Raw genomic sequence first — 20,876 nt, 5'->3', positions numbered from 1 at the left:
GCGAAATTACAATTTCTTCATTTTCATCGTGCTAATGAAATGCTTTTCACAGAATCAGCCCCATGTGCTAATAATAAATCGGCAGCGTGGTGCAATGTGCTACCAGTCGTATATACATCATCTACAAGTAAAATACTTTGTCCTTCAATAATTTTTTCGTCGATTATGGAAAATGGCTGTTCTCTTTTCATGCGAGCTCTGCGATTAAAATGTGATTGTTGCATTTTTTTCGTTACCTTAACTTGTAAGGCTTCTGTTAATTCAATGCCTTCTAGAAGGCTAGCTACTTGATTAAATCCACGTGTCATCATCGTATGCTGGCTAACAGGAACTGCTACTACCAAATCCATATCTGAAGTATGAACTAGGTTTATTAACTCACGATTAAAAATTTTACGTAGTTTGTAGTCACCATTAAATTTATATTGTTGCATAAATAATCGCATGGCATCATTGTATTGATACAATGCCCGATGATGAAGGCTGGGCCTGTTATTCAATTGCCACCTTTGGCAGTCGTAACATGCGTCATTATTTAGTTGCTGTCGCCCGCACGCTGGACAACTTTGATCATTGATTGCATCAAAATTGTGACGACAACTTTCACACAACACACTATTTTCATGTCTTATTAGGCCAAAAAACTGCAAAAATGAATTTACTTCAAATAATTGTGTTTGACACAATGCACAATGCATAGCTTCTCCTTTTTTAGTTGTCCATTCTACGCTTTAATTTTTCCCCACGACGATTCATCATGATAATCTGTTTTTGTGCTGCCCTAACCTTTAAATTGATATGTTGTACATATGCTTGTACTAAACCAGTGGGTCGATCGGCACTACGCCCTACACGACCTGCAATTTGGACTAGCGCATTTTCACTAAATGTTTTATCGTCTGCTCCTATAATTAATACGTCGATTCTTGGGAAAGTAACCCCTCTTTCTAATATTGTAGTCGTAATTAAATACTGTAACTTTTCGTCACGCATTTTTTTAACTTTTTCTTGTCGAAATGGATCAGCTGCATGTACGTAATCACTTTGTACACTTGGAAATAATTGATGCAATTTTTGATGTAGCGGTTTTAAATCAGAGACTTTTGGCACAAAAATTAAAAATCGTTGTTTAGATGTAATGAGCTGAATAATTTGTTTTTTGATGACGTTCGGTAGCCTTTTACGCCAGTTGCTAACTAATCTTACTTTTATTTCAGGTAAGACATGCTGGTGAAATCTTAATGGCAAATAAGAGGTCGGTAATTTTTTACCTGCTTTTTTTCGCATTGCTAGTGTTGGTGTCGCAGTTAAATAAATTAAAGCACTGTTCTCCTTTCGGGCTTTATTCACCGCATAAGCCAGCATGGCATCCCCTGCAAACGGAAAACTATCAACTTCATCGACAATAACAAGATCGAAAGCATGATAAAACCGCAACATCTGATGTGTGGTCGCTAAAACTAACTGTGTATATCGATAGTTTTCTTTTTGGTTGCCATGTAATATCATTAGCTCAGTTTCTTCAAATGCCGACTGAATTCGTGGTGCTAACTCCACAATGACATCTACGCGTGGTGAAACAATCGCTACACGTAGTCTTTGACACAATGCTTTGTGGATAACCGGGAATAACATTTCAGTTTTACCCGCACCAGTAACCGCCCACACTAAATGTTCCCCTTTTTGAAACAAAGTCACCAATAGTTCATTGCTAACTTTTTCCTGTTGTTGCGTCAATTCACCTTGCCATGTCATTTTAGCAGTACCAGAAAATTGATTTGGTTCCGGTAACGAAACTAAATTATCAAGAGAACTAACTCGCCCTAATATCAAACAAGCGTTACAGTAATAATGTTGGTTAGGCAATTCCTCGGTATTCTTCTGTCCGCACCGTTGGCACTTCTTCCCAATAAAAGGTTCAATAATATGTTTAGTCGTTGTTTCCACTTTTGGTTGGACAATTTGACGACCATAGAAATATTCATCATTCATGCTGTATAATACGTTATATGGTAAAATATTTCACAATTAAGCCCACAGCATTCACATGGGAAAAAGAAATTAAAAAATCACGTTTCATTTTAAACATGGCACGTATTACTTCCGAAAATGACGCTCGAGATTTTATAGAAAAAATAAATAAAATCCACTATAAAGCCAGCCATAATGTTTTTGCTTATGTCTTAGGTGACAATGATAGCATTAAGCGCTATAGTGATAATGGTGAACCGAGTGGTACGGCTGGCATACCAATGCTAGAGGTCTTACAAAAAAATGATCTACATGATGTTGTTGCAGTAGTAACTCGCTATTTTGGTGGTATTAAATTAGGGGCAGGCGGACTGATCCGTGCTTACGCTGGCACGATTGCTGAAGGACTTGAGTCAATTGACTTTGTGGAACGACTAACACGTCTACAAGTTACTATCAGCATTGATTATAAGCATGGCGAAACATTAAATTATTGGCTAAACAGCCATAATTATCAAATAATAGACACACAGTATGATACAAATGTTCACGTCGTAGTCCCAGTATCTGAAGAAGACCTGACCAAGTTTCAATCAGATTTGATGAACCAGTTTTCTGGGCATATATTATTTGACATTGGTGACGAAACTTACTTTGAAATTCCAGTAAAATAGGCTATAATTGAATAGTTATGATCCGCTAGTGTAATGGATCGCACGCAAGATTCCGGTTCTTGAAATCCGGGTTCGACTCCCGGGTGGATCATTAAATAAATAAAAAACAGCCAATAATCATATTGGCTGTTTTTTATTAGTCTATCGTCATTGAAGCGGGTTCTGGCGCAATAACATGTTGCCCTGTCTCTTGCCTAATCGTTTCAAATAAAATACCTTCCCGCAGACCAGCTTGTGAGAATATGACCTGCTGTCCGCCTAGAAAAAGCAGCAGTTCTACCAACGGCAATAAGCCACCGACAATAATGTCACCACGATCCTTGGCTAAGCCAGCCATTTTCTGTCGTTCAACTAGATTTTTACTTAATATCTTTTGATATATATCTGTTGCATCTTGCTTACTCAGATGGTATCCATGAATTGGCATATCAGTGATTTTTCGCTGACGTCGAGAAATTTTAGCTAAAGTACGATTGCTACCACCCAATGCCACCAACGGCAAATGCATGGCATCACTGAGCCAAGAAACATCTCCAAACATTTGCCTTAAGGCTACAGTTGCTTGAAACAAAGAATCCGCATTAATAACATCCTTCTCAAGAAACATTTCGCTAATCGTCACTGCGCCAATAGGCAGACTTATTTCGTGAACTGATTCTTTGTTTCGAACTAAAATCAATTCTGCAGAGGCACCACCAGTATCCAAAATTAAGGCATCGTTTATGTTTAGTGTATTAACAATACCAACGTAATCATAGTGTGCCTCTTCTTCACCTGTTAGTACTTGCAGCGTGAAACCCATTGTTTCTTCAAATTCCGTCAAAAATGCCATTTGGTTTGTTGCTTGTCGGACAGCTGCAGTGGCCACTGCTCTTATTTTCGCTTTTGGATACTTGTCCAGCGTTTCCTTGAAATTCTTCAAGGCGTTCATCGTACGTTTAATAGCCTCAGGTTGTAAAACTTTATTTTCACTCATTCCTTCAGAGAGGCGTACCATCTCTTGTAATCTATTCACTACTTCATAATGACCATCTTGATGATATCTACTAATTGTCATCCGTACTGAGTTCGATCCTAAATCTATTACTGCTATAACAGTCATGATTCACCTCCTATAAACGGGTTGTTGATTGGCTCAAATTCTTTTTGCGTATTTTCTCGGTCCTGTTGTTGCTTTAACTCAATTTGTTTGACCATAGATTCAGCTATAAACATTTCTTGTGCGTTAACAGAGGATAAGCCTCTACGATCAATTTTATCAAACGATCCATCTGGTTGTAAGACACGTGTTTTAACATTATCTGCCCACATGATTTCAAAAATATTAATCACCTGTTGAGACAAACCAGCATTGCGAATTGGGAATAACAATTCAACACGTCGATCTAAGTTTCTTGTCATTAAATCTGCAGAAGATAAATAAACTTGTGGACTATCATCATTATGAAAGATGAACACCCGACTATGTTCCAAAAAACGGCCAACAATTGAATGCACAGCTATCGTTTCACTGACTTTTGGAATACCAACCTTGAGCATTGTAATTCCTCGAACTATCAATTCTACTGGTACACCGGCTTCACTTGCTTCATACAAATGACGAATCATTCGTTCATCAGATAACGAATTGAATTTCATCTTAATACCGGATGGTTTTCCTGCCTTAGCATTCTTAATTTCGACGTTTATTTTTTCATAAATAAACTCACGAATGCCATTAGGTGACATATGCAGTTGATGAAAAAAACTCGGATCAGAGTAACCCGTTAGAATATTAAAAATCGAAGCCACATCTGCACCTAATTCGCTATCCACTGTTAGCAATCCAAGATCCGTATAAAAATTCGCTGTAACATCATTATAGTTTCCAGTAGCGAGATGGACATATCGACGAATAGTATCACTTTCCCGTCGCACTACCATGGCCATTTTAGCATGCACTTTTAGTCCACGAAGTCCATAGACCACATGGACGCCCTTTTGCTCTAATTCACGCGCCCAATGGACATTATTTTCCTCGTCAAAGCGTGCCTTGATTTCAAGCAATACCGTTACCTGCTTGCCACGTTGAGCAGCATCAGAGAGTGCCTTAATAATTGGTGAATTGCCGGATACACGGTATAGAGTCATTTTAATGGCTAGCACATCATCATCTATAGCAGCTGTTTGAATAAACTGAACTACTGGCTTAAATGAATCATAGGGGTGATGCAACAGATAATCGCGTTTTCGTATACTTTCAAATATTTTATCAGCGGTCAAGTCGGGATTTTCGTACCCATGAAATGATGTATATTCTAGTGTAGGTGCATCAATTACTTTCAACCATGAACTGATGAATGTTAAATCAATCGGACCACTCACTTCATAAATTCTATCATCAGGGACCTGTAAGGCTTTGATGAGTTGGGTCATCAACATTTTACCCGTGTTCGCACTTACAATCACACGGATAACTTGTCCACGCTCCCGTTCTTGCAATTTACTTTGTACTTCTTGCAAAATATTGGGCGTATCTTCATCATCATCAACATCTAATTCCATATCACGTAAAATATGAAAAACATTTGATTCTTTAATGGTATAACCTGGAAAAAGCGCATCTAAAAATAGTTGCACAACATCTTCTACTAAAATCACTTGATTTTCTTCTGGTAGTGCGATTACTCGTCCAGAGGTTTCTGGAACCTGTAATACTGCAATATATTTTTCAGATTTTTCGTCGTTTTTTTTCAGACGGACACCAATATTTAACGTATCATTTGCCAAAAAAGGAAATGGTCGTGTACTATCAATCGCCATCGGCGTTAAGACTGGACGTAACTCCTTCTCAAAAAATTTCTTTAAAAAGTTAACTTGTGCATTCGTCAAATCATTTTTATGGACCAATGAAAAACCTAACTTTTTCATGGTCGGAATAATACTACGATTTAATATTTGGTACTGGTTTTTAATTTGTTCTCCTGCAGCGGCAGAAATTTTAATTAGCTGTTGTTTGGGCGATAAACCAGATGCATCCACCTTATCGTGACCTACAAACATTTGTTGTTGTAAGCTTGCCACACGAACCATGAACCATTCATCCATGTTTTTTTGTGTAATCGCCAAAAAATTAGCGCGCTCTAGGATAGGATTTTGTGTATCGCGCCCTTCTTCAAGCACACGTTTATTAAAAGCTAACCAACTCATTTCACGATTAACATAATATTTGTGTTGTTTCAGATCTGTCATAGTGCTTTTCAGCTCCTTTTCCCCTGACGTTTCAATACAATGGGCAATCCAAACACAGCCTCAAAAAAATGTGCTTTTTGTGCAAATATATACATTTCCAATTGCAAATCCGCGGCAGATTGTCCGATTACTGTGATTTTTTCTGTACCGATAGACACAGTTAATTTACTAATTTTTTGTAATCGGCTATCATCAAGTGCATCCGCCAAGCGTAATAATGCGGCCATTTTAGCAATGCGCATACGTTGCCTTGGAGAAAACTCTTGCGTTGATCGCAGTGCATTATCAGGAGTTTCAGCGCTATGATACCGTGCAATTGACGCAATCATTCGTTGCTCAGAGGTTGATAATCCATGAAAATCAATTCCTTCTAGAATTTCTTCAGAATATTGATAATGCTTCTGAGAATTAATAAAACTACCAACGTCGTGCGTCAAAGCAGCGACACCTAATAAGAGCCGGTCACGCGCACTCAATCGATGAATTCTTTTTAAACGATCAAATAGTCGCCAAGCATATCTCAGAACCAACTCTCGATGCTTCTCTTCAACCATATATCTATCTGCAATACCACGTGCGGCAGTAATGATATCATTTTGTGCATTGTTGTCTTTAACGACCAGCCCATCTAAGACTGTCAAGCTACTCATATGTAAATTACTAGCACCAACAGCTGACATCACTTCGACAACCAACACAGCTTCCATGAAGACCATCCAAATATCATTCAAATCAATGCTATATTGCTCAGCAATAGCTTGTTTGTTCATCTGATTAAAACTACGAATTAATGATTGTAGCTCTGATTTATGAATTGTAGTTTTGGGCTTTTTATTTAAAAACAGCTGATTTAATACATCGGCACCAAGTAAAATAATTGTATCAGTTGCTTGAAAAGGCGGTAACATATGCCAAAAATCTGCTAATTTACTATCAATAAATTCCGGTATTAAATCTGGTATTTCAGTAATTTCTGCAGCCATATCTCTGATGGACTGTGTTAATCGCACTGGTCCAATGGCTGAATGCTGCGAGAATTTAAACTGATTATTTTCAAAATAGGATAAGTCTATTCTTGTAGAGCTAACACCTAGTACAAATGCGTACCGTTCATTTAAAATTTTTTCATCATGAACGCGCAAGGCCAACTGCCGATAATAATTTTCTTGATTGGCATTTAGCCAAAGTAATTCGAGGCCCGTTACATTTTCTACTTGATCGACAAAATAAATAGCATTCAGCATCTTGGACAAGTTTTCACTACCGTACAAACGCACATCTTCTACACCATAATCACGAAGAAGTTGTTGGAATCGTTGTAGCTGTGATAATGCACGCTGCATCACTTCAGCAGAAAAACTAGCTAATGGTAAATTTTTTTCGCTATATTCGCGCTTAACATGCTCAATTTGACGCCCACGACTGTCAACAATTTGCAATGCAGCAGCATCAGTGTTTAAAAGAATAACACCCTGTAATTTTGCCATAGATTGAGCCCTCTAAGGGTAGTTTATCACATTTAATATTAGGATTGTATTAGAAAAAATATGACTACATTATTACTTATAATCTTGCATTGTCTGGATTAAAACTACAACACTGTTCATGATCATTGATGATGCCTATTGCTTGCAGGTAAGAATACACAATTACCGGTCCGATAAATTTAAACCCTTGTTTCTTCATGTCCTTCGTTATCTGTTGCGATAATTCATTTTGACTGGGAATTTCATCCCCACTGGTAATATGGTGATTGATAATCTGACCATCAGTGAACGACCACATATAGTCAAAAAAACTCCCCCTCTGCTGACGAATCTGTCTAATGACTCGTGCATTGTGAATAGTTGATGTAATTTTTAGTTTATTGCTAATAATATTAGGATTGTTTTTTAATCGTTCAATGTCCTCGTTTGTCATTTTAGACACTAAATCAATATCAAAGGAGAGGAATGCAGTGTTCATCCCTGAACGTCTTTTTAACGAGGTCTCCCAGCTTAACCCAGCTTGAAACACTTCTAAAGTCAACAGTTCAAATAACTTTTCGTCACTATATTGGTTAGGTTGTCCCCACTCTGCATCATGATAAGTTGTCATAATATTGGAATCTGGATAATTATCTACCCAGGAGCAACGTTTCAAATCATCCATTGTGCTTGCTCCTTTTTCACTTATATTTGCAAGACAAAATAGTTTTTAATCATTTCATATAAAAAAAAACGACCAAACGGCCGATTTAGTTTTTTTTACTTGTTTTCAATAACTTCGCGGGCAGCAGCTGACAAGTTATAGAATGAATGGATACCCTTATACTTAGCAGTTGTGTCCAACAATTCTTCGATACGGATCAATTGGTTGTACTTAGCGATACGGTCAGTACGTGACAATGAGCCTGTCTTGATTTGGCCAGCGTTTGTAGCAACAACCAAGTCAGAAATTGTTGTGTCTTCTGTTTCACCTGAACGGTGAGAAACGATAGCCGTGTAACCAGCTTCCTTAGCCATTTCAATAGCTTCGAAAGTTTCTGTCAAAGTACCAATTTGGTTAACTTTGATCAAGATTGAGTTAGCAGCACCCATGTTGATACCCTTTTCAAGGTATTGTGTGTTAGTAACGAAGAAGTCATCACCAACTAATTGAACCTTCTTGCCCAATTCGGCGGTAATTGCAGCCCAGTCTTCCCATTCGTTTTCGTCGATAGGATCTTCGATTGAAATGATTGGGTAACGATCTGCCAAATCTTCAAGATACTTGATAAATTCAGGTGTTGTGAATTCTTCTCCAGTTGACCAACGCAACTTGTATGTCTTTGTTTCTGCATCATACAATTCTGATGAAGCAACATCAACAGCGATTGCGATATCCTTACCAGGCTTATAACCAGCGGCTTCAATCGCACGGATCAAATATTTCAAAGGTTCTTCGTTATCAGCGAAGTCAGGAGCAAATCCACCTTCATCACCAACTGAAGTTGCCTTACCATCAGCTTCTAATAACTTCTTCAAAGCGTGGAAAGTTTCTGAACCATAACGAATTGCTTCCTTAACTGTTGGTGCGCCAACAGGCATAATCATGAATTCTTGGAAGTCAACCTTGTTTGCTGAGTGAGCGCCACCATTGATAACGTTCATCATAGGTGTTGGCAATACGTATGAATTTGCACCACCCAAGTATGAGAACAAAGGTACACCTAATTCGTCAGCAGCAGCACGGGCAGCAGCGATTGAAACAGCCAAAATAGCGTTTGCACCCAAGTTACCCTTGTTTTCTGTACCGTCGAGTTCGATCATAGCTTGATCGATTGCACGTTGGTCAGTTACGTCGAACTTACCAACCAAAGCCTTAGCGATAGCATCGTTAACATTGGCAACAGCCTTTGTTGTTCCCTTACCACCAAAACGTGACTTGTCTCCATCACGCAATTCAACAGCTTCGTGTTCACCTGTTGATGCACCTGAAGGGACCATTCCACGACCAAAGCCACCCAATTCTGTGATAACTTCAGCTTCAAGTGTAGGGTTTCCACGTGAGTCAAGGACTTCGCGTGCGATAATATCAGTGATTAAAGACATGTTTTAATTCTCCTTTGGTTTTCGGTTATATACCATGTATATTATATCACAGGGTAAGAGTCATAGCCAAAAATTTCCTCAATACATAAAGCAAAGTAATGTGCAACAACTATTGAGTTCACCCTTTTAGGGCACTGCTTTTTAAGTATTCTCAATATTAAATTCTGGGACTTCTGGATCTTGCGCAATGGCAACAAGTTGTAGAAACTTTTCTGGATCAAGAGCGGATGTGCCAACCAACACACCATCTATATCTTTTTGCAACATTATTTCGCGAGCGTTGTCTGGTGTCACCGATCCGCCATATAAAACGCGAACTTGTTCAGCAATAACAGGTGAATATAACTTGGCCAGCGTCTGACGTATCAGATGAGCTGCTTTTTGCGCTTGGACCGCACTTGCGGCCTCACCTGATCCAATTGCCCATGTGGGCTCATACGCAAGTGTAACGTTGCGGATTTGGTCAACAGAGACGCCTGCCAACGCGGCAGCCACTTGAGCCACTGAGGGTTCCGCGTCCATAAACTGGGCATAGGTACTCATATCCTCATCGACATCGATAATTGGGCGTAAGCCATTTCTAAGTGCAGCAGTGACTTTCAAATTAACTGTTGAATCAGTCTCATTAAAAAACTTTCGACGTTCAAAATGCCCAATTAAAACATATTTGGCGCCAATATCTTTCAATGCTTTTGGTGATGTTTCGCCTGTGTAAGCTCCACTGTCTTCCCAATGAACATTTTCTGCGACAATATGTATGGGTGACTGTGCTGTAGCTCGAACCATGTCTGACAAGAATAAATCTTGTGCCGCAATACCTGTTTCCACAACATTTTCAGCAGGCACCTTACCGTTCACCTTGTCCAAAAATTCTGCAACATCAGCGTGCAACTTATTAATTTTCCAATTTGCAACTACAAAAGGTATACGTGAAGCATTATGTTGACTCATTTTTCGTCTCCTCTAAGCATCATAAAAATAAAGACCGCCTCAATTAATAATAACCAAATCATATAACGAGAAGGTTCACCCAGCAAGGATAGCAACATGTAGCTAATAAACAAAACGGCCAGTCCGCCACCTGTTTTAGTTAACTTTTGCTGGTACTTACTACGTGAAAGGCGTTCGGTCAAATGTTGGTTTTCCGATTTCAGTTCTGAAACATCTAATTTCAAAGCTTCAATCTGATCTAATAAATCATCATTTTCATTTTGTAAAGCTTCATTATGGGCCTGTATTTCTGGTGTGATTACTTCTGTTTTTTTTCGATTAAAAAATCTCATGTGTTTTCTCCATTACTTCTATTCTATCAAAATTACACGCTCGCTGTCATTGAATATCTATTGACGAGATTAGATTTAATGGGTATAATTATATAGTTGTCAATTCATATTTGCAGCTGTGGCGGAATTGGCAGACGCGCAGGATTAAGGATCCTGTGCCCGTTTAGGGCGTGCGGGTTCGACTCCCGCTAGCTGCACTATAACAAAGGCTATACTTAATTGTATAGCTTTTTCTTTGTGTTGAAAATTTATTTTATACAAAAAAAGGAATCCCGAAGGATTCCTTTAATAGTTGCCCCTGCTGGATTCGAACCAGCGCATGTCGGTACCAAAAACCGATGCCTTACCACTTGGCGAAGGGGCAATAGCTAATTTATTTTGCCGTTAGCTTTTATCGGCAATGGGAGCGGTAGGATTCGAACCTACGAACCCGAAGGAACGGAGTTACAGTCCGTCGCGTTTAGCCAGACTTCGCTACACTCCCATATCTCAAACAACTATAATAGTATACCAAATACTGAGAGACATGGCAAGCATTTTTGTGATAATTACATGTTGTGATTACATTTAAAAGTGAAGTAGATTGCTCATCAATATTGCGAGGCTTCTAATGAAAATTAATAACAATGTTCAACCCGTTAGAAAATCGCTTCATTTGACGCAAGAATCTCTAGCAAAATAAATTGGTGTTTCAAGGCGAACTATTGTTTCTATAGAAAAGGAAACTATACACCTTCTTTGATATTGGCCTTCCAGTTAGCACAAGCACTGAAAACACCACTGACTGATCTATTCACTATTAATGAGGAAAATCAAACATGAAAAAAATTATTTTCGAGCAAACAGGCAATATTATTACTACCCCGCTGATAGCATTTGCAATGATACAATCCATATTCCTTTCACCGCAGTCTATCAATAAGTACAAACATCACAAGTATAAGCATTTTTATTATTGTAATGTTAACAAATATGCTGACTCTTGTGTTTTTAACATACTTAATCGCTTGGATTATTTATGAACGAATGACATAATCCATCGAATGAAGCATAATTATTTTAAAATTGAAAAAGCTTTATTTTCATATGGTGAAGCCATTTTTTTAATGTAGAATAATATAAAATGAATATATTATTAGGCATCACATCACGTTCAAATTCTGTTGTGTTCAATAAAAGTTGACGATCCATTCATTTTTTAGAAATTCCGAAAAGTTTGTGAAATGTTATACTTTGTTTATGAAACGGAGGCTCTTATAATGAAAAACTTAATAGACAAGGTAACTTTTCGGCATGGCGCAACAATAGATACTAGGACTGCTCAGTCACCTATGCTGACAAATAGTGGCTTAAATGAAAAAGTAACACAAGACACAATCAATTACTATAATGCCCGTTCACAATCAGCTGGTATGGTAATTGTTGAGTACACGAGCGTCAGTCCTAATGGCGGTCCATCACGTTCTTGGGCACCCGACCGTGAACAATTAGCAATTTATGACGATAGTTTTGTCCCAGGATTTAAAAAAATCACTGAGAAATTAAAAAAAGATGGTAATAAAGCTATCCTTCAACTAGTCCATTCTGGACGTGAGGCACAGTATCGCTATGCGCTCGGCGGACAAGTAGAGGTACCTTCAAACATTGATTTTCCATGGATTAGTTATCCTTTACACGAGTTGTCCGAAGATGAAGTCTGGCAAATTGTAAAAGATTTCGGTACCGCAACAAAACGTGCAATTGCTAGTGGCTTTGATGGCATCGAAATTCACGGAGCAAATCACTATTTGCATCAAGAATTTTTTTCTGCTTATTCTAATGTTCGCACTGACTTTTGGGGCGGTAGTCTTGAAAAACGGATGAATTTTGCCCTCGAAGTCGCACGAGAAGTATTCAAGGTAGCCAAGGAAATTGCCCCAAAAGACTTTATTATCGGTTATCGAATTAGCCCCGAAGAGGTTCACGAAGATAATATCGGCTATACATGGCACGAAGCTCAATTACTAGTTAACCAATTGACCGAAAATTTTGAATTTGACTATGTCCACCTTTCGACAAATGATTATACTGCGACGCCAACCGATTCTGATAAAAACTATGCACAACTACTCGGAGAACGAGTAAAAAAGCCAGCTCTTCTGATGATTGCTGGCGGTATCCACACAGTTGAGAAAATGAAGGATGCTCTGCAATATGTTGATATTGTAAGTTTAGGACGCCCCACTTTAATTGACAACCAAATTGGTTATAAAATCAAAAACGGTCAAGCTGACCATATTTTCTTAGAATTCAACGAAGAATCAGTGAAAGAATCACATCTAACACCAGGATTGATTGATCTACTTGCAAACACAGCATATTTCGATATGCCTGGCATAGACTATCTTAAAACGCTCACAGATGTTAAACTAGGCGACGCTGTAACTCACGACGGAACAAAATAAATTTAACTTAAAAAGATGCTCTTTATTGAGCATCTTTTTTTACTTCTGCAGTAATATCTCTCAGTAATTCTTGGGCTTTCTCGGATATCATATAATTTGGATTAGTTAACCAACCGAGCTTGAAATCATCATCAAAAACATGACCAATATCAATGATCTTAAGCTTCGAAAAATCTGTATTACTAGATAAATTCCCTTGAACAATTCTACCAAAACAGACGGTGTTTAAATTAATTATTGCTTGGTTCATTGCCCAAGCATCATCGACTCTTAACACAAGTGATAACGGTCCACATTGAAATTGTAATCTTTCGAAAATTTCATCGTGGAATTTATCATTGAAAAGACTAAATTTTTGTTTTTTTAAATCTGTTAAAGATATCGGCCGATTCAAAGCATTTAGCGGATTATTCGGTGCGCAAAATAAAACTAACTTACTGTCACAAACTGGTGTGAAATCTAAATTTTTAATGCTTTCATCATTGATATTATTTATTGCGATAAAGCCGGCATCAATTTCTTGACTGCGTACACGACGAACAATTGATTCAAATTCGTGACAACTAATATTTACCTGAACATTTTCAAATTTAGCGACATAATTATCAATAAAGGTGCTGATAAAAGGTTTTAACATTGTGTTCATATAATGAATTGAAACTTTTTGATGCTTTTGAGGATTAGCAACAATCGTAGCAGTTTTCTCAAGATTATTTTTAAAACGTAAAATATCGGAAATTGAAGACAATAATTGTCTTCCTTCTGAGGTTAGCTTAGTTCCAGATGATGATTTATCAAAAAGAGTTACTTCTAATTCATTTTCAAGTTGATGTATGGCTATGCTTAGTCCAGACTTACTGATGTGTAGTACATCAGCAGCTTTCTGCATAGAATTATGCTGAGCCAAAACTTCCGCGTAAAGTAGTTGGTCAAAATTCATGGATGTACTCCTCAAATGATTTATCTGTATCTAAACAAAAACTAAAAAACAGAGTTTTAAGTGCTTCAAAATGAAGATTAAATTCATGAACAGTATATCACATTTAAATTACTAGCAACGTGATATCAAATCAAAAAAACACTTTTCAATAAAAGAAAAGTGTTTTTAAACGCCGATATAATAAAAATATTAACGCTTTGAGAATTGTGATGCTTTACGGGCTTTCTTCAAACCTGGCTTCTTACGTTCCTTCATACGTGAGTCACGAGTCAACAAACCTGCTGCCTTCAATGCTGCACGGAAATCAGGATCTACTGTCAACAAAGCACGGGCGATACCGTGACGTGTTGCACCAGCTTGACCAGAATAACCACCACCAATAACGTTAACTAATACGTCATAGTTACCTAATGTTTCAGTAACGTTAAATGGTTGCAAAACAACTTCACGCAAGTTAGCAAAAGGAATATATTCTTCGATTGACTTGCCGTTCATTGTGATTTGGCCATTACCTGGAACCAAACGTACACGAGCAACTGAGTTCTTACGACGACCTGTGCCGGCATATTGTACTGCTGTAGTCATAATTGAGATTCTCCTTTCTTAAACTAACTTGTTGATGTCAAGTGCTTCGGGCTTTTGTGCAGCGTGATCATGTTCTGATCCTGCATACACGTGCAAGTTCAAGCCTTGCTTACGTCCCAAAGTGTTCTTTGGCAACATACCGTGGATTGATAACTCAAGCAACTTTTCAGGGTTGAATTCACGATAGTTTCCAGCTGTGCGAGCCTTCAAACCACCTGGGTGGTTTGAGTGGTGGTAATAAACCTTATCAGTGGCCTTCTTACCAGTCAACTTAACTTCGCTTGCATTGATGATGATGACATTGTCACCCATGTCAACGTTTGGTGTGAACGTTGGCTTGTTCTTACCACGCAAAATTGAAGCTACTACTGTTGACAAACGTCCCAAAACGACGTCTTTTGCATCAATAATATACCACTTCTTTTCGATTTCACCTGGTTTTGCTAAAAATGTTGTACGCATGTTTGCGCTCCTTTGATTAGTTGTTTACTGACTCAGCCGTTCCTTGCCAAGCATTTACAATAAGTTTCCGGGGCTTATCGTGAGGTAAACAATACCGTCTTCTATCTTAACCAAAAAAGCGTCTCATGTCAATTATTTTACTCAAAATTAACATCTTTTTTATACCCATATGACGCAAGACTAGCAGAATGAATGTGGAGTTCCAGTACAATCTCATTTTCGATATCTGGGTGCCCCTGCATATAAGATTTGTTGTCAATAAATAATGGTTTAACATCTGCCCATGTTTTATCAGAACGTCTCATAGTTGCATTATTTGATTCAATACGTGCGCCATTTTCATTAAATGGCGTAATGATAGCTACCTTGTCATTATTATCGATATCATGAACTTTATATGATGTCGGATCAACGTTAAAGTACCACAGATTTTCACGTTCTGGACTGACCGCAAATCCCATGATTCGAATACTTGGTTGATTATCTCTAGTTGTTGCCACGAAAACAAGCCCTCGTGAAGCTTGAATATACTCTTCAAAAAACGTCATAATTACTCCCCCCTTAAAGTAGTACTGGTTTCATTATAACAAATATTGTTCAATTGTAATCAATCTCGTCCAAGTATAGGCCACTTGCTGGTGCAGTATACCTAGCTTGTTCCCGATCCTTAACTTCTATCAGTCGAACAATATCATGTACTGGTCGTTTTCCGGTACCAATTTCTAATAGTACACCAACCATGATACGGATTTGATTGTATAAGAAAGCATTCCCTTCAAAGGTGAATACTATCTCATGTTCTTCTGGTTTCTCATCAACGTCAGCCCGAGTAATCAAACGAATAGTTGTAGCCGTTTCATTTCCTGAGGCAGCAAAGCTAGCAAAATCATGCTCACCTAAGAGGTCAGGTAAAGCAGCTTTAATTCTGTTTATATCCAGTTTCCAATGGAAATGTCCCGTGTATTTGCGTTTAAAAGGATCCTTGTAGTCAGTCGTAGATACACGATAAATATACCGCTTAGAATGTGTATTAAATCGTGCATGAAAGTCATCAGAAACATGTTCTACATGATTTACAACCACATCAAATGGCAACAACGTATTCATCCCCTTGCGCACGCCTTCTGGATCAATATTGAATGGCAAATCAAAATGAACTACTTGACCAAAAGCATGAACACCCGTATCAGTGCGCGATGCACCTACTACTTTAATCTGCGGTGATGGGTTCTTTGCCATTTTATTGATGACTTTATTAAGCTCCCCTTGGACTGTACGTACAGACTCAACACCGTTTTTTGTTTGCAATTGAAACCCAAAAAATTCAGCACCATCGTAAGCTATAACTGCTTTATATCGTGGCATAAATTTCTCCTCTTATTGCCTCATTTTATAAAAAATTTAATACCAATAAATATAATCGTAAACCCGATTAATCCTATAAACGCGCTGCGATCATTGCTGCCATAAGATAGTACACGATACTTTGTTCGTTGTGTGGCGTCTTGAAATCCACGAACCTCCATCGCATTGGCTAAATCTAGTGCTCGTTGTAATGCACCCACGAACAGCGGAATAAGTAATGGCACAATAGCTTTGGCTCTTTTAATTGGTCCCCCTGTTGAAAAGCTCATACCACGTGACTTTTGTGCATTCATGATTTTTTGCGTTTCATCCATTAACAGTGGTACAAAACGCAGCGCGATTGATAGCATCAATGAAAGTTCAGCTACTGGTACATGGATCTTTTTCAAAGGCTTCAATAAAGATTCTAACGCGTTTGCAATACTTGTCGGTGGCGTTGTTAACGTCAAAATTGTTGACATCAAAATGATTAAAACAAAACGAATCATAACATAAATAGCATTAATAATGCCCGGAATCGTCACTTTTAGTGGTCCAGCATGTAATAATACTGGTGTTCCCGGCGTAAAAAAAAGCTGCAAGACCACTGTAAATAGAATTAGCCAAAAAATTGGTTTTAATCCATCCCAATAAAGTCTAAATGGCTGCTTTGTTAAGCGTATTGCTAAAACAACGAAAGCCGCTGACCATGCATAGGTCGCCCACGATGTTGACCACAACATCACAAAAATAAAAATAAAGGTTCCAATCATTTTAGTTCTTGGATCTAAACGGTGAATCCAAGAATCCCCTGGCACAAAACGGCCAATCATAATATTATTCATGCCGTTTTTCCTCATTTAACATAGTCGCTAATTCCGTCAATAATAATGGACGATGCCGCAATATATGTCCCTTTTGACGCAACTGCTCCGCAAACTGTCCTGCCTTAGGCAAATCCAAAGCAACCGTTTTAAACCAAACCAGATCTTTATTGAATATTTCAACTGGCGTTCCTTCTGCCACAACACCACCATCATGCATCACAATTACATGGTCAGCTACAGCAATTACATGATCCATTTGATGAGAAATGAAAACTACCAGTTTACCTGCTTCTTTCAGTCCTCTCACAATTGCAAGCAATTCTTTTTGCCCTTTTGGATCTAAGCCAGCAGCTGGCTCATCTAAAACAATAATATCTGGATTACTTGCCAACGTCCCTGCCATAGCAACACGACGCATCTGTCCACCCGAAAGTTCAAAAGGTGATTTATCCCATAATTCCTCAGAGACATTCACCTGTTTCAGGGCAGTTTTTGCCGCAAACTCAGCATCTGCTTTAGCATAACCAAAATTTATTGGGGCATACATGACGTCTTCTAAGACTGTATTTGCGAACAACTGATTTTCTGGAAATTGAAAAACCATACCCACTCTGGCCCGCAAAGAGGTTAAGTTTTTTTCCTTCAAGTCGCTCGTCAAAACAAAATCATCAATAACTACTCGTCCTGTTGTAGGTTTCAATAAGCCATTTAAATGTTGTATGAAAGTTGACTTGCCCGAACCAGTCTGACCAATAATTGCCGTTACTTGTCCATCCGGTATCGTTACATTAATATCATGCAGAATTGGCTGCGCTAAAGTTGTACCAGCACCATAACTAAAATTCACTTGTTCAAAGTTGATAGCCACTGTATCAGTTCTCTTTCGTCCATATATTTATTAGGTTTCTCGTTTAAATGAAATGCTAACTCATTAGCAAAAGGTAGCTCTAATCCATTTTCATGTAGCGCTTTTCGTTGTGAAAAAACTTCAGCTGGTGTACCATCTAGGATTTTTTGCCCGTCATTAATAACCACTACTCGGTCAGCGAGTGTCGCTTCATCCATATCGTGCGTAATAGTCACTAATGTTAACTCTTTCCCAAACTGCTTTTTTAATTTCTGTAATGTCTCCATGACCGTAGCGCGGCCATCAGGATCTAACATTGCAGTCGCTTCATCTAAAATAATAATCTTGGGTTGTAGTGCTAACACACTTGCTAAGGCAACGCGTTGCTTTTGTCCACCTGACAGTGTATGTGGCTCCCGATTTTTAAACTCTTGCATGCCAACAATAGTCAGTGCATTATCTATTTTTTGAGGCATTTCCGAGCTCTCAACCTGGATATTTTCTAGACCAAAAGCAACATCGTCAGCAACAGTTGCACCAACAAATTGGTTATCTGGATTTTGAAAAACCATGCCAATTTTTGATCGGACATGGTGCACAGTTTCGACAGTCAGACGTTCATCAAAAACATCAATATCACCTTGTTCTGCCACTAAAAGCCCTAAAATCAGTTTTGCCAAAGTTGATTTACCAGAGCCATTGTGTCCCACCAATGCAACCCATTGTCCAGCATCAATATCTAAATTAAAATCGCTGAATAAGGAGCGTTCGTCATAACTATACTTTAAATTGTCTATCTTTATCGCTTTAACCATTACTACTTATTTTAGCATATTTTTCTCTAAAAAATAGGTGGAACCATTTCACAATACAAATTCCATATTTTCACAAAGAACTACTCTCATAAACCTAGTAAATTAGCATAAACTAGTCTATACTAGAAGAGGTAAAACGCTAATAAACAATAAATTTCACAAAGGAAGCATCCCATGAACGAGAAAAATATCGTCATTGTCGGCGCCGGTTTTGGTGGCGTCTTCGCAGCAAAAACATTGTCTAAAAAGCTAAGAAGTCATAAAGAATATAATATCATCTTAGTTGATAAGCATTCATACTTTACATACATGACAGAGTTACATGAAGTTGCTTCTCAACGTGTTAAACCAAAACATGTGCAAGAAGATTTAGAACATCTCTTCTACCAAGATAAGAATGTTAAATTATTAACGACTGAAGTAACAAATATCAATAAAGATAAAAAGACAATCTCAACAACCCAGGGTGATATTCCATACGAAAAACTTGTTTTAGCAGTTGGTGGTCAGTCAAACGATTTTGGTACGCCAGGCGTTAAAGAACATGGATTTGAATTGTGGTCAATGGAAGAATCACTTAAAATTCGAAATCACGTTGAAAACATTATTGGTCAAGGAGCCGCTGAGCTTGATCCCGACAAGCGTGAACAAATGTTAACTATTGCCGTTGTAGGATCTGGTTTCACGGGCGCCGAACTAATGGGCGAATTTATCGAACAACGTAAAGTATTGGCTCAAACTTACAAATTAGATGAAAGCGAAATTAAGCTTGTCCTACTTGAGGCATCTCCTTCTATCCTAAACATGTTAAAAGACCGCAAATTAGCTGACAAGGCTTTCAAATATATGGAGGACAATGGTGTTGATATACGATTGAACTCAAGAGTCACTGGGGTCGATGAGAATGGTGTATTCTTCCAAGACGGATCGACATTACCAACAAAATCATTAATATGGACTGCTGGTGTCAAAGCCAAATCATTCATATCAAACTGGGGATTCAAATATGGCCGTGGTGGTCGTATTGAGGCTGATGATTATATGCGCGCCACTAAAGAAGATGGCACTCCAGAAAAGGACATTTATGTGGCTGGAGATACACTTTCTTACGTTGATGAAAAAACCGGGCCAATCCCACAAACCGTTGAAGGTGCTGAAAGTGCTGCTCGTGCAGCGTCTGCTAATATCCTTGCTGATTTTGGCCTAGGCAAAGCCAAAACATTTTCTGAAGCTGTAAAGTATCACGGTTTCGCGGTTTCAATTGGATCCCATTACACTGTCGCTAGCTTAATGGGCCTTAACTTTTCAGGATTTATCGCCAGCATTGCAAAGCACGGTATCAACCTCTTCTTCTACTCTCAAATCCGTTCAGCCTATTCCATCTTCCATTATATGTTGGATGAATTCTTCCGTACAGAAGACGGCCGTAACCCGTTCAAGGGAAGCATATCACGTCTTGGCAATGTCCTATGGTCAACACCACTACGTTTGTTTTTAGGTATATTCTGGATTTTAGTTGCACTAGGAAATGCCGGTGATTTAAACAATTTCTTCTGGCAAAGTGGTCTTGCTAGCTTTATTGAAATTGTTACTGGCGCAGGTATCTTACTTGGACTATTTACGTGGCCTTTGGGCTTATTATCAATCCTCCTTACGATTGTTTCCGGAGCAACACATTCGTTTGAACTCACGCACTGGTTTGTCATGTTGAGTAGTTTGGCAATTATGAACGGTTCTGGTCGTGGATTTGGTTTAGATTTTTATGTCGTGCCGCTACTCCAAAAGATTTTTGGTGGTCTCTGGTATGGTAAAGCAAAATCAACATATAATGAATTAGAAAAATAAGTTATAATAATAAAGTGTGAGGATCATTACTCTCGC

At 38.3% G+C, this 20,876-nt stretch carries 20 protein-coding genes and 3 tRNA genes; 4 read left to right on the top strand and 19 right to left on the bottom strand.

Translation table 11 applies throughout. From position 1 onward, the window contains the following. Window positions 1–23: 23 nt before the first annotated feature. Together RHP56_RS01195 and RHP56_RS01190 are read right to left on the bottom strand one after the other, a co-directional pair. Complete coding sequence (locus tag RHP56_RS01195) at window positions 24–434, bottom strand: ComF family protein (RefSeq protein ID WP_257999844.1); 411 nt, start codon at window positions 432–434, stop codon at window positions 24–26. Between the two features lie 277 nt (window positions 435–711). Then, window positions 712–1,992, bottom strand: a complete 1,281-nt coding sequence (locus RHP56_RS01190; protein WP_011679154.1) for an ATP-dependent helicase ComFA — start codon at window positions 1,990–1,992, stop codon at window positions 712–714. Between the two features lie 17 nt (window positions 1,993–2,009). On the opposite strand from RHP56_RS01190, the gene RHP56_RS01185 reads away from it, so the two are divergent. Further along, window positions 2,010–2,645 carry a YigZ family protein gene (locus RHP56_RS01185; RefSeq protein WP_102753235.1) on the top strand — a complete coding sequence of 212 codons (636 nt, stop codon included), beginning with the start codon at window positions 2,010–2,012 and terminating at the stop codon, window positions 2,643–2,645. A 136-nt stretch (window positions 2,646–2,781) separates the two neighbouring features. On the opposite strand, the gene ppx is transcribed toward RHP56_RS01185, so the two are convergent. The 7 genes from ppx to RHP56_RS01150 all read right to left on the bottom strand — a co-directional run bounded on the left by ppx (window position 2,782) and on the right by RHP56_RS01150 (window position 10,731). Then, the gene (gene ppx / locus RHP56_RS01180) at window positions 2,782–3,747 is read right to left on the bottom strand and encodes an exopolyphosphatase (protein WP_102753236.1); all 966 of its coding nucleotides are present in this window, start codon (window positions 3,745–3,747) and stop codon (window positions 2,782–2,784) included. Next, entirely contained in the window at window positions 3,744–5,876 is a 2,133-nt protein-coding gene (locus RHP56_RS01175) for an RNA degradosome polyphosphate kinase (protein WP_102753237.1), read from the bottom strand. The genes ppx and RHP56_RS01175 overlap by 4 nt, the downstream gene beginning before the upstream one ends. Before the next feature lie 8 nt (window positions 5,877–5,884). Next, entirely contained in the window at window positions 5,885–7,363 is a 1,479-nt protein-coding gene (locus tag RHP56_RS01170) for a Ppx/GppA phosphatase family protein (protein WP_048592650.1), read from the bottom strand. Window positions 7,364–7,439: 76 nt separating this feature from the next. Further along, window positions 7,440–8,027 (bottom strand): DNA-3-methyladenine glycosylase I, encoded by a 588-nt coding sequence (locus tag RHP56_RS01165; RefSeq protein WP_011679149.1) that lies wholly within the window; start codon window positions 8,025–8,027, stop codon window positions 7,440–7,442. Window positions 8,028–8,122: 95 nt separating this feature from the next. Then, window positions 8,123–9,448: a phosphopyruvate hydratase gene (eno, locus tag RHP56_RS01160; RefSeq protein WP_011679148.1), complete on the bottom strand. Its 1,326-nt coding sequence runs from the start codon at window positions 9,446–9,448 to the stop codon at window positions 8,123–8,125. A gap of 141 nt (window positions 9,449–9,589) precedes the next feature. After that, entirely contained in the window at window positions 9,590–10,399 is an 810-nt protein-coding gene (tpiA, locus tag RHP56_RS01155; RefSeq protein WP_002815975.1) for a triose-phosphate isomerase, read from the bottom strand. Further along, on the bottom strand, window positions 10,396–10,731 hold the full coding sequence (locus RHP56_RS01150; RefSeq protein WP_011679147.1) for a hypothetical protein: 336 nt from the start codon (window positions 10,729–10,731) through the stop codon (window positions 10,396–10,398). The genes tpiA and RHP56_RS01150 overlap by 4 nt, the downstream gene beginning before the upstream one ends. A 112-nt stretch (window positions 10,732–10,843) precedes the next feature. On the opposite strand from RHP56_RS01150, the gene RHP56_RS01145 reads away from it, so the two are divergent. After that, window positions 10,844–10,928, top strand: a tRNA-Leu gene (locus tag RHP56_RS01145). Between the two features lie 95 nt (window positions 10,929–11,023). On the opposite strand, the gene RHP56_RS01140 is transcribed toward RHP56_RS01145, so the two are convergent. Then, a tRNA-Gln gene (locus RHP56_RS01140) sits at window positions 11,024–11,095 on the bottom strand. A gap of 37 nt (window positions 11,096–11,132) precedes the next feature. Further along, window positions 11,133–11,215 (bottom strand) — tRNA-Tyr (locus tag RHP56_RS01135). A gap of 775 nt (window positions 11,216–11,990) precedes the next feature. Between RHP56_RS01135 and RHP56_RS01130 the strand changes: the two genes are divergently transcribed. Then, window positions 11,991–13,175: an oxidoreductase gene (locus RHP56_RS01130; RefSeq protein WP_102753239.1), complete on the top strand. Its 1,185-nt coding sequence runs from the start codon at window positions 11,991–11,993 to the stop codon at window positions 13,173–13,175. A gap of 22 nt (window positions 13,176–13,197) precedes the next feature. Here RHP56_RS01130 and RHP56_RS01125 read toward each other — a convergent pair whose 3' ends face one another. The 8 genes from RHP56_RS01125 to RHP56_RS01090 all read right to left on the bottom strand — a co-directional run bounded on the left by RHP56_RS01125 (window position 13,198) and on the right by RHP56_RS01090 (window position 18,995). After that, the gene (locus RHP56_RS01125) at window positions 13,198–14,115 is read right to left on the bottom strand and encodes a LysR family transcriptional regulator (protein ID WP_050884513.1); all 918 of its coding nucleotides are present in this window, start codon (window positions 14,113–14,115) and stop codon (window positions 13,198–13,200) included. A gap of 189 nt (window positions 14,116–14,304) precedes the next feature. Beyond that, on the bottom strand, window positions 14,305–14,700 hold the full coding sequence (gene rpsI / locus RHP56_RS01120) for a 30S ribosomal protein S9 (RefSeq protein ID WP_002815996.1): 396 nt from the start codon (window positions 14,698–14,700) through the stop codon (window positions 14,305–14,307). An 18-nt stretch (window positions 14,701–14,718) separates the two neighbouring features. Further along, on the bottom strand, window positions 14,719–15,162 hold the full coding sequence (gene rplM / locus RHP56_RS01115) for a 50S ribosomal protein L13 (protein WP_002815997.1): 444 nt from the start codon (window positions 15,160–15,162) through the stop codon (window positions 14,719–14,721). Between the two features lie 137 nt (window positions 15,163–15,299). After that, on the bottom strand, window positions 15,300–15,710 hold the full coding sequence (locus tag RHP56_RS01110) for a pyridoxamine 5'-phosphate oxidase family protein (protein ID WP_011679143.1): 411 nt from the start codon (window positions 15,708–15,710) through the stop codon (window positions 15,300–15,302). A gap of 49 nt (window positions 15,711–15,759) precedes the next feature. Then, complete coding sequence (gene truA / locus RHP56_RS01105) at window positions 15,760–16,527, bottom strand: tRNA pseudouridine(38-40) synthase TruA (RefSeq protein ID WP_010281220.1); 768 nt, start codon at window positions 16,525–16,527, stop codon at window positions 15,760–15,762. A 20-nt stretch (window positions 16,528–16,547) separates the two neighbouring features. Further along, a complete protein-coding gene (locus RHP56_RS01100; protein ID WP_002816000.1) occupies window positions 16,548–17,351 on the bottom strand; it encodes an energy-coupling factor transporter transmembrane component T family protein in 804 nt (267 codons plus the stop codon). Next, window positions 17,344–18,201 (bottom strand): energy-coupling factor transporter ATPase, encoded by an 858-nt coding sequence (locus RHP56_RS01095; protein WP_011679141.1) that lies wholly within the window; start codon window positions 18,199–18,201, stop codon window positions 17,344–17,346. The genes RHP56_RS01100 and RHP56_RS01095 overlap by 8 nt, the downstream gene beginning before the upstream one ends. Next, complete coding sequence (locus RHP56_RS01090) at window positions 18,177–18,995, bottom strand: energy-coupling factor transporter ATPase (RefSeq protein WP_010282672.1); 819 nt, start codon at window positions 18,993–18,995, stop codon at window positions 18,177–18,179. The genes RHP56_RS01095 and RHP56_RS01090 overlap by 25 nt, the downstream gene beginning before the upstream one ends. A 174-nt stretch (window positions 18,996–19,169) precedes the next feature. Between RHP56_RS01090 and RHP56_RS01085 the strand changes: the two genes are divergently transcribed. Beyond that, window positions 19,170–20,840, top strand: a complete 1,671-nt coding sequence (locus RHP56_RS01085; RefSeq protein ID WP_011679140.1) for an NAD(P)/FAD-dependent oxidoreductase — start codon at window positions 19,170–19,172, stop codon at window positions 20,838–20,840. The last annotated feature ends 36 nt before the right edge of the window (window positions 20,841–20,876 follow it).

The organism is Leuconostoc sp. C5 (assembly GCF_056530425.1).
The sequence above is the reverse complement of the archived record's forward strand: the minus strand, read 5'-3'. Positions and strand labels throughout refer to the sequence as shown.

Excerpts from the sequence above, each read along its gene's own strand:
- RHP56_RS01195 (WP_257999844.1), bottom strand. The coding sequence starts at position 434 with ATGCAACAATATAAATTTAATGGTGACTACAAACTACGTAAAATTTTT.
- RHP56_RS01190 (WP_011679154.1), bottom strand. The coding sequence starts at position 1,992 with ATGAATGATGAATATTTCTATGGTCGTCAAATTGTCCAACCAAAAGTG.
- RHP56_RS01185 (WP_102753235.1), top strand. The coding sequence starts at position 2,010 with ATGGTAAAATATTTCACAATTAAGCCCACAGCATTCACATGGGAAAAA.
- ppx (WP_102753236.1), bottom strand. The coding sequence starts at position 3,747 with ATGACTGTTATAGCAGTAATAGATTTAGGATCGAACTCAGTACGGATG.
- RHP56_RS01175 (WP_102753237.1), bottom strand. The coding sequence starts at position 5,876 with ATGACAGATCTGAAACAACACAAATATTATGTTAATCGTGAAATGAGT.
- RHP56_RS01170 (WP_048592650.1), bottom strand. The coding sequence starts at position 7,363 with ATGGCAAAATTACAGGGTGTTATTCTTTTAAACACTGATGCTGCTGCA.
- RHP56_RS01165 (WP_011679149.1), bottom strand. The coding sequence starts at position 8,027 with ATGGATGATTTGAAACGTTGCTCCTGGGTAGATAATTATCCAGATTCC.
- eno (WP_011679148.1), bottom strand. The coding sequence starts at position 9,448 with ATGTCTTTAATCACTGATATTATCGCACGCGAAGTCCTTGACTCACGT.
- tpiA (WP_002815975.1), bottom strand. The coding sequence starts at position 10,399 with ATGAGTCAACATAATGCTTCACGTATACCTTTTGTAGTTGCAAATTGG.
- RHP56_RS01150 (WP_011679147.1), bottom strand. The coding sequence starts at position 10,731 with ATGAGATTTTTTAATCGAAAAAAAACAGAAGTAATCACACCAGAAATA.
- RHP56_RS01130 (WP_102753239.1), top strand. The coding sequence starts at position 11,991 with ATGAAAAACTTAATAGACAAGGTAACTTTTCGGCATGGCGCAACAATA.
- RHP56_RS01125 (WP_050884513.1), bottom strand. The coding sequence starts at position 14,115 with ATGAATTTTGACCAACTACTTTACGCGGAAGTTTTGGCTCAGCATAAT.
- rpsI (WP_002815996.1), bottom strand. The coding sequence starts at position 14,700 with ATGACTACAGCAGTACAATATGCCGGCACAGGTCGTCGTAAGAACTCA.
- rplM (WP_002815997.1), bottom strand. The coding sequence starts at position 15,162 with ATGCGTACAACATTTTTAGCAAAACCAGGTGAAATCGAAAAGAAGTGG.
- RHP56_RS01110 (WP_011679143.1), bottom strand. The coding sequence starts at position 15,710 with ATGACGTTTTTTGAAGAGTATATTCAAGCTTCACGAGGGCTTGTTTTC.
- truA (WP_010281220.1), bottom strand. The coding sequence starts at position 16,527 with ATGCCACGATATAAAGCAGTTATAGCTTACGATGGTGCTGAATTTTTT.
- RHP56_RS01100 (WP_002816000.1), bottom strand. The coding sequence starts at position 17,351 with ATGAATAATATTATGATTGGCCGTTTTGTGCCAGGGGATTCTTGGATT.
- RHP56_RS01090 (WP_010282672.1), bottom strand. The coding sequence starts at position 18,995 with ATGGTTAAAGCGATAAAGATAGACAATTTAAAGTATAGTTATGACGAA.
- RHP56_RS01085 (WP_011679140.1), top strand. The coding sequence starts at position 19,170 with ATGAACGAGAAAAATATCGTCATTGTCGGCGCCGGTTTTGGTGGCGTC.